Source organism: Streptomyces sp. WELS2 (assembly GCF_013870595.1).
GTDB lineage: Bacteria > Actinomycetota > Actinomycetes > Streptomycetales > Streptomycetaceae > Streptomyces.
The window spans coordinates 1-2,333 of the sequence record NZ_JACBWZ010000907.1; the positions used below are offsets into that span (position 1 = coordinate 1).

Genomic DNA, 2,333 nt, shown 5'->3' on the forward strand with positions numbered 1-2,333 from the left:
GGCTGGTCGCGGTCGGCGACGCGCAGGTCGCGGCGGCCGTCTACCGCAACCCGCGGACCACCCAGTCCCTGCGCCGTACCATCGCGGAGCGGCTCGACACCGTACCGCTGGACGACGCGCTGCGCGCCGAGCTGACGGCGCCGCACGGACAGGTCCCGCGCACCTGGGCCGTCCCGCTGCTCGGCTCCGGAGACCCAGAGCTCGTGGTGCCGGCGCTGCGGTGGGGGGTGCGGCAGGTCGCCCAGCAGTACGCCCTGCTGCGAATCTGGGAGCGGACCGGACCGGTCAGGATGGACTGCGGGATGAGCATCAGCACCCCCGTGCCGCCGCGCGCGGAAGGCCGGAACGACACCTTGAGCCCGTGCTTGCGGGCGAGCCGGCCGACCACGGCGAGCCCGAGCCGGGTGCCGGTCAGACCGCCCAGCCCGGAGACGTCGCCGGCGACCGCCCGCTCGGCGCGGCGCAGCTGCACATCGCCCATCACCAGCCCGCTGTCCTCCACCGACACGATGACCCCGGCCGGCACCTCCTCCACGTACACGTGGACCTCGGCCGTGGGCGGCGAGAAGTTCGCCGCGTTGTCGAGGAGTTCGGCGAGCGCGTGCATCACGCCCTCGGCGGCGTGCCCGGCGACGGCGGCCTCGCTCGTCGAGTGCACCCGCACCCGCCGGTAGCCGGCGATCCGGCCCATCGCGCCGCGCAGGATCGACTCCATGCTGATCGGCCGCGCCCACCGGCGCCCCGAACGCGCCCCGGTGAGCACGGCGATGGAGTCCGCGAGCCGGCCGGCCTGGGCGGTGCGGTGGTCGAGGTGGAGCAGATCGTGCAGCACGTCCTCGTCGGTGTGCCGCTCCTCCATCGCCCGCAGGTCGGCGAGCGTCGCCGTGGCCAGGGCCTGCATCCGGGCGGCGACGTTGGCGGTCGCGGAGACCGCGGCCGCCCGCTCACGCCTGGCCTGCTCCAACTCGCCCGCCAGCCGGGCGTTCTCCTGCCGGAGCCGGTTCAGCTCCCGGGTGCCCTCGGCGACCAGGCGGTCCCGTTCGGCGGTGAACGACTCCGTCAGCTCGGCGCGCTGCCGGGCCAGTTCGTCCACGAGCCGCTGCTGCTCCTGGCGCGCATCCTCGGTGGTACGGGCCTGTTGCTGGAGCAGTCGTCCGACGTCCTGGGTGACATCCTCCAGCCGCTGCCGGGTGTCGCGGGCGGTGCGTCGCGCGTGCGCGGCCATGGCCACCGCCACGCTGAGGACGACCGCCGCCACGGCTCCACCGCCGGCGAGGGGGGTGCGTGCCGCGCCCGGTGCCACCGCCACGGCCGCGCAGACCGCGAGCGCCGACAGCACACCGGTGACGGCTAGGGCGGAGACGAACGTACGGAGGGAGGGTCGGTCGCCGGGATGCGTGGGCGCGGTCATCGGTCCGGTCTGGTCCTCATGCGGCTGGGAGACATGGCACTGGTCGTGAATTCGCGGTCACTATACGAGAGTTCGTGATCAAAAAAGAACAGAACCCCTGAGATCAGGGCTTCCGACGGCCATCCCCGCCGAGCTGCCGGTACCGGGGGGACGGATCAATGGGGGCGAAGGTTGCTTCTCGGCACTTGATTCCCATGGTGGGACTTGCCACTCCTTAAGGATCTTGACGCCCCTGTTCCGGATCGCTGGACTGTCACCGGTGATCGATGAAGGACCCACCCCGCGGGCCCGCACCACGCTCGCCCGGCTCGTCCGGTGCGCCGTGCGCACGCTGGGCACCGAGTGGCACGGCATCGTCGTCGACCCGGTACGGCGGCTCGCGCGGCGCGGACTGTCCGGGCTGCTGCTCGCGTTCGTCGCCGCGTTCGGTGTCGTCTTCTTCCACGACATCGCCCAGCACCCCGCCGGAGCGGTGTGGGTACGACGGCTCGGCGGCGTCCAGGCCGACCTGCCGCTGTGGCTGTCCCTGCTGCGCACCCCCGTGTCCCTGTACGTCCCGGCGCTGGACCTGCCGGTGTGGGCGGGCATCACCCAGCTGTTCCTCGCCTTCGCCCTCGCCGAACTGACCCTGGGCCGGGCCCGGACCCTGTTCATCGCCTACACCACCACCCTGGCCGGCACCCTCACCGCCCGGCTGATGGTCGCCCTGGGGCCCGGCTGGTGGGGGTTCGGGCTGCCGCCCGAGGCCGGGCGGGTGCTCGACACCGGCCCCTCCGCGGCCGTGGTGGGCCTGTTCACCTATCTCGCGGTGGTCCGGCGCGCCCCCGTGGTGTTCACCCTGACCGGCGGCTCGATGGTGTGGGAGTCCATCGCCGTACCCAACCTGGCGGGCCGCGAACACCTGATCGCCGTGGCCACGGCC

At 73.4% G+C, this 2,333-nt stretch carries 1 protein-coding gene and 1 pseudogene; one reads left to right on the top strand and one right to left on the bottom strand.

Going from position 1 to position 2,333, the window contains the following annotated elements; all coding sequences use genetic code 11:
- Nucleotides 1-1,411: pseudogene (locus tag H5J33_RS31580) on the bottom strand (ATP-binding protein); the annotation flags it as partial.
- A gap of 259 nt (nt 1,412-1,670) precedes the next feature.
- Between H5J33_RS31580 and H5J33_RS31585 the strand changes: the two are divergent.
- The coding region (locus H5J33_RS31585) for a hypothetical protein (protein WP_181798175.1) at nt 1,671-2,333 on the top strand (663 nt) is incomplete at its 3' end.